This is a genomic window from Actinoallomurus acaciae (assembly GCF_042429965.1).
GTDB classification, from domain to species: Bacteria; Actinomycetota; Actinomycetes; order Streptosporangiales; family Streptosporangiaceae; genus Actinoallomurus; species Actinoallomurus acaciae.
This window is the reverse complement of sequence record NZ_JBHLZP010000587.1, coordinates 377-5,129: the sequence shown is the minus strand read 5'-3', so window position 1 is coordinate 5,129 and position 4,753 is coordinate 377. Positions and strand designations below refer to the sequence as shown.

Sequence of the window (4,753 nt, the reverse complement as noted above, 5' to 3'; positions counted from 1 at the left end):
CCGAGCACGCCCCGGCCGGCGGCTGCGTCCTGGACGCCGGGGCGGGCACCGGCCACTACCTGCGCGCCGTGCTCGACCGGTTGCCGGGACGGCCGGGGGTCGCGCTGGACCTGTCCAAGTACGCGCTGCGGCGCGCCGCGCGCGCTCACCCGCGCATCGGCGCCCTGACCTGGGACGTCTGGCGCCCCTTTCCCGTTCGCACCGGTACGGTGGGGGTGCTGCTGGACGTCTTCGCGCCGCGCAACCCCGAGGAGTTCCACCGGGTGCTCCGGCCGGACGGGGTGCTCATCGTCGTCACCCCGGCAGCGTCTCACCTGGGAGAACTCATCGGCCCGCTGGAACTGCTCACCGTCGACCCCCGCAAGGCCGAGCGGGTCGCGGATACACTCGGCGGACGTTTCCGCCCGGCCGGTACGTGGCCGCTGGAGCTTCCGATGCGCCTGACGCGTTCGGAGGTCGCCACGCTCGTGGCGATGGGCCCCAGCGCCTGGCACACCGATCCGGAGGCTCTGCGCAAGCGCGTCGAGGCGCTCGCCGAGCCGGCGCCGGTGACGGCGGCGTTCGAGGTGCGCGTTTTCGACGTGGCGCCCGAAAGCTGATATCTTTAAGCGTTGACTGGCCCGACGCTCAGGCGCCGGGCGCGCAAGCGGAGGTCACTCCCACCTGATCGGCCGCGCTCCTCACGGAGCGGAAGGCCGATGGGTCCCGGTCAGGCACACTTCGACGTGTGCCCCCTCGTCGGCTTCGGCCGCCGAGGTGTCCGGTAGTGGCCCCGCAATGCGAGTCATGCGGGGCTTTTCGCATGAAGGGCCCGGGGTATGGCCGGTCAGAGACAGCGAAGTACCCCAAGGAGGTCCCATCAGCGCCGAACCGCGTATCAACGAGCGCATTCGCGTGCCCGAGGTCCGGCTCGTCGGTCCGAACGGCGAACAGGTCGGCATCGTTCCCATCGCCAAGGCCCTCGACCTTGCCCGGGAGTCCGATCTCGACCTGGTGGAGGTCGCCCCGACCGCGCGACCGCCCGTGGCCAAGCTCATGGACTACGGAAAGTTCAAGTACGAGTCCGCGATGAAGGCCCGCGATGCGCGACGTAACCAGGCGCACACCGTCATCAAGGAGATCAAACTCCGGCCGAAGATCGACCCGCATGACTACGGCACCAAGAAGGGCCATGTCGAGCGGTTCCTCAAGGCAGGTGACAAGGTCAAGGTCACGATCATGTTCCGTGGCCGCGAGCAGTCCCGCCCGGAGCTCGGGTTCCGGCTTCTGCAGCGGCTGGCGGAGGACGTCGAAGAACTCGGCTTCGTCGAGTCCAGGCCCAAGCAGGACGGCCGCAACATGATCATGGTGCTCGGGCCACACCGTAAGAAGAGCGAGGCGAAGGCCGAGCAGCGCGCCGCGACCGGCGGCCGCGCGCGTCGGCAGGTGGAGAACGAGACCCCGGCCTGACCTGGGGGCTGTTCCCGCCGCGACCCTGCTCACGTAGCGGGGTCGTCTCGCGATGAAGCACGCACATCGCGCCTTGTCCGGCGCCCGGTGTCCCTGGGGACGCCGCGCGCCTGTGCCAGGGCGCTCGGACTAGGGAGACGTCGGCGACCATGCCGAAGATGAAGACGCACAGTGGTGCCAAGAAACGATTCAAGGTCACCGGCACCGGCAAGGTCATGCGCCGCCGCGCCAACCGCAACCACCTGCTCGAGCACAAGCCGACCAAGCGCACGCGCCGGCTGGACGGGCCCGTGGTGCTCTCCAAGAACGACGAGACGAAGATCAAGAAGCTGCTCGGCAAGTAAGCCCGGCACCGAAATGATCGCCGGGCTCCCGGTGCCAGCAGGCACCGGTGGTCCCGTAAGTCCTACGACCGGCCGGTCGCCCACGAGGCGCCGGCCCCCACGAGGGAGTTCGAAACGTGGCACGCGTGAAGCGGGCGGTCAACGCCGCCAAGAAGCGCCGGGTCGTCCTGGAGCGGGCGAGTGGCTACCGCGGCCAGCGGTCCAGGCTGTACCGCAAGGCCAAGGAGCAGCAGCTCCACTCGATGACGTATGCCTTCCGTGACCGGAAGGACCGCAAGGGCCAGTTCCGCCGGCTGTGGATCCAGCGGATCAACGCGGCGGCCCGCGCCAACGGGATGACCTACAACCGATTCATCCAGGGCCTGCGTGAGGCCGGCGTCGAGGTCGACCGCCGGATGCTCGCCGAGCTCGCGGTCAACGACGCCCCCGCGTTCGCGGTGCTCGTCGAGACCGCCAAGAAGGCGCTGCCCGCGGGCACCGCCGCGGCCTGATCCGCGTCAGGACATCCGCGCAGATGGCGGGCCGGGAGCTGAGTTCCACCCGATCACCGAGGGTGAAGGCGGCTCGCCGGCTCGCCAAACGCGCGTTCCGGCGCCGTGAGCACCGATTCCTCGCGGAGGGGCCGCAGGCCGTACGCGAGGCGCTGGCGCTGAACGGCGTGCTGGCGGAGCTGTTCGCCACCGCCGAGGCCGAGAACCGCCACCAGGACCTGGTCGCCCAGGCGGAGAAGGCCGGTGTGCCGATCTTCCGGGTGGGCGGTGAGGTCATGGCCGAGCTGGCCCAGACCGTCACTCCGCAGGGCCTGCTGGCGGTCTGCGAGTTCGTCGACGTCGCGCTGGAGAAGGCGCTGTCGCCCGCGCCGCGCCTGGTGACCGTCCTGGCGCACGTCCGCGACCCGGGCAACGCGGGCACGGTCCTGCGGACCGCCGACGCCGCGGGGTCCGACTCGGTGATCTTCACCGACGCCTCGGTGGACCCCTACAACGGCAAGTGCGTCCGGGCCTCGGCCGGCAGCCTGTTCCACCTCCCGGTCGTGACGGGCCCGCGGTTCGACGCCCTCATCCCGGCGCTGAAGGACACGGGCCTGACCGTGGTCGCCGCCGATGGAGCGGGGGAGTCCTCGCTGGACACCGCCCTGGAGGCGGGCATGCTCGACGGGCCCACCGCCTGGGTGTTCGGCAACGAGGCGTGGGGACTGCCCGAGGAGATCCTGAACGCCGTCGACGAGGTGGTCCGGGTGCCCATCTACGGCGGCGCGGAGAGCCTCAACCTGGCGACCGCCGCGGCGGTCTGCCTGTACACTTCGGCGCGCGCCCAGCGGGCCTCCCAGGCGCCCTGAGGGCGGTGCAGGGGCCGCCTGGGAAACCCGGCTCGGGCATCGCGGGGGTCAGCGCAGCGCGAGGGCGAGGGCGACGCCCAGACCGAAGGTCACGATCACTCCGCGCAGGATCCCCGGCGACAGCCGGCGTGCCACGCGCGCGCCCGCGAACCCGCCGACGAGGCTGGCCACGGCCATCACCGCCACGGCGTACCACCGCACCGGGCCGAAGAGCGCGAACGCCACGAACGCCACCGTGTTGATCACCAGCGACAACACCGCGCGTACGGCGTTGACCCGTTGCAGGCGGTCGTGGACGAACACGCTGAGGATCCCCAGCAGCATGACGCCCAGGCCGGCGCCGAAGTACGCGCCGTAGATACCCCCGAACAGCAGGCCGGCGTGCAGCAGCGTCCGGTGGTGCCGCCGGGTCAGCCGCTCCGAGGCGCTCAGGCGTCTCTTCAGCCACGGCTGGATCGCCAGCAGCAGGCTCGCCATCGCGATCAGCACCGGCGTCAGTGAGTGGAAGACCCCCTCGGGGGTGATCAGCAGCAGCAGACAGCCGGCCACCGCCCCGAGCACGCTCGTCACGCTGAACGTGATCGCCCGCGCCCGCTGCCCGGAGAGCTCTTCCCGATAACCCAGCGCACCCCCGATGTACCCCGGCCACAGCGCCACCGTGTTGGTCACGTTCGCCGACACGGCCGGGTACCCCACCGCGAGAAGGGCGGGGAAGGAGATCAAGGACCCGCCTCCGGCGATGGCGTTGACGACGCCCGCCGCCACGCCGGCCGCGGCCAGCAGCCCGGTCTCCGCCAGATTCATGCGTTACCGTCCGACCGCGTAACCCTGGGCGCCCCGCGGGTTGGCCGCCGCGCGCAGGAAACCGGGCTCGCCGGAGTCGCGGGTCACCGCGCTGAGCCGGCCGAGCGTCCACGGTCCCTGGACGTCGACGTCGTGGCCGCGCCGCCGCAGCTCCGCGACGACGTCCGGGTCGAGCCGCTCCTCCACCATCAGGCCGCCCGGCCGCGCGTCGCGCGGATAGAACGAGCTGGGAAAGTGCGTCGAGTGGAACATCGGCGCGTCGATCGCCTCCTGGAGGTTCAGGCCGCCGTGCACGACGGACAGGAAGAAGTTCAGGCTCCACTGGTCCTGCTGGTCGCCGCCCGGCGTGCCGAACGCCATCCACGGCCGGCCGTCGCGCAGCGCCAGCGACGGGGACAGGGTCGTACGCGGCCGGCTGCCGGGCCGCAGCGAGGCCGGCAGGCCCGGCTCCAGCCAGAACATCTGCGCCCGCGTGCCCAGGGGGAAGCCCAGCTCCGGGATGACCGGGGAGCTCTGCAGCCACCCTCCGCTGGGCGTCGCCGACACCAGGTTGCCGTACCGGTCGGCGACGTCGAGGTGACAGGTGTCGCCCTTCACCCGCCCGTCGGCGCGCACGGTCGGCTCGCCCACACCCTCGCCGGCCGGGGCGTCCGCGCCGGGCGTGGTCCCGGTCAGTACGGGCTCGCGACCCTCCGGGGCGCCCGGCCGCAGCTCGAGGCTCGCCTCCGGGCCGACCCGGCCGCGCCGCTCGTCGTTGTAGCCGGGGAGCAGGAGCGCCTCCATCGGCACCTTGGTGTACGCGGGATCGCCGTACCAG

Annotated in this window: 7 protein-coding genes; 5 read left to right on the top strand and 2 right to left on the bottom strand. The window is 71.8% G+C overall.

Annotated elements, in window-relative coordinates:
• The 5 genes from ACFFNX_RS42620 to ACFFNX_RS42600 all read left to right on the top strand — a co-directional run.
• Positions 1–599, top strand: a 599-nt coding sequence (locus ACFFNX_RS42620) for a methyltransferase domain-containing protein (RefSeq protein WP_378211943.1), incomplete at its 5' end; no start/stop codon positions are given.
• A 259-nt stretch (positions 600–858) separates the two neighbouring features.
• A complete protein-coding gene (gene infC / locus ACFFNX_RS42615; protein WP_446678557.1) occupies positions 859–1,449 on the top strand; it encodes a translation initiation factor IF-3 in 591 nt (196 codons plus the stop codon).
• Between the two features lie 149 nt (positions 1,450–1,598).
• Positions 1,599–1,793, top strand: coding sequence for a 50S ribosomal protein L35 (gene rpmI, locus ACFFNX_RS42610; protein WP_329261832.1), 195 nt, complete (start codon positions 1,599–1,601; stop codon positions 1,791–1,793).
• 116 nt (positions 1,794–1,909) lie between these two features.
• Positions 1,910–2,284: a 50S ribosomal protein L20 gene (gene rplT, locus ACFFNX_RS42605; RefSeq protein WP_285618952.1), complete on the top strand. Its 375-nt coding sequence runs from the start codon at positions 1,910–1,912 to the stop codon at positions 2,282–2,284.
• A 23-nt stretch (positions 2,285–2,307) separates the two neighbouring features.
• Positions 2,308–3,132 carry a TrmH family RNA methyltransferase gene (locus tag ACFFNX_RS42600; protein ID WP_378211941.1) on the top strand — a complete coding sequence of 275 codons (825 nt, stop codon included), beginning with the start codon at positions 2,308–2,310 and terminating at the stop codon, positions 3,130–3,132.
• Between the two features lie 48 nt (positions 3,133–3,180).
• Here ACFFNX_RS42600 and ACFFNX_RS42595 read toward each other — a convergent pair whose 3' ends face one another.
• On the bottom strand, positions 3,181–3,936 hold the full coding sequence (locus ACFFNX_RS42595) for a sulfite exporter TauE/SafE family protein (protein ID WP_378211940.1): 756 nt from the start codon (positions 3,934–3,936) through the stop codon (positions 3,181–3,183).
• 3 nt (positions 3,937–3,939) lie between these two features.
• Positions 3,940–4,753 (bottom strand): gamma-glutamyltransferase (locus ACFFNX_RS42590; protein ID WP_378211939.1); only part of this gene is annotated, 814 nt, incomplete at its 5' end.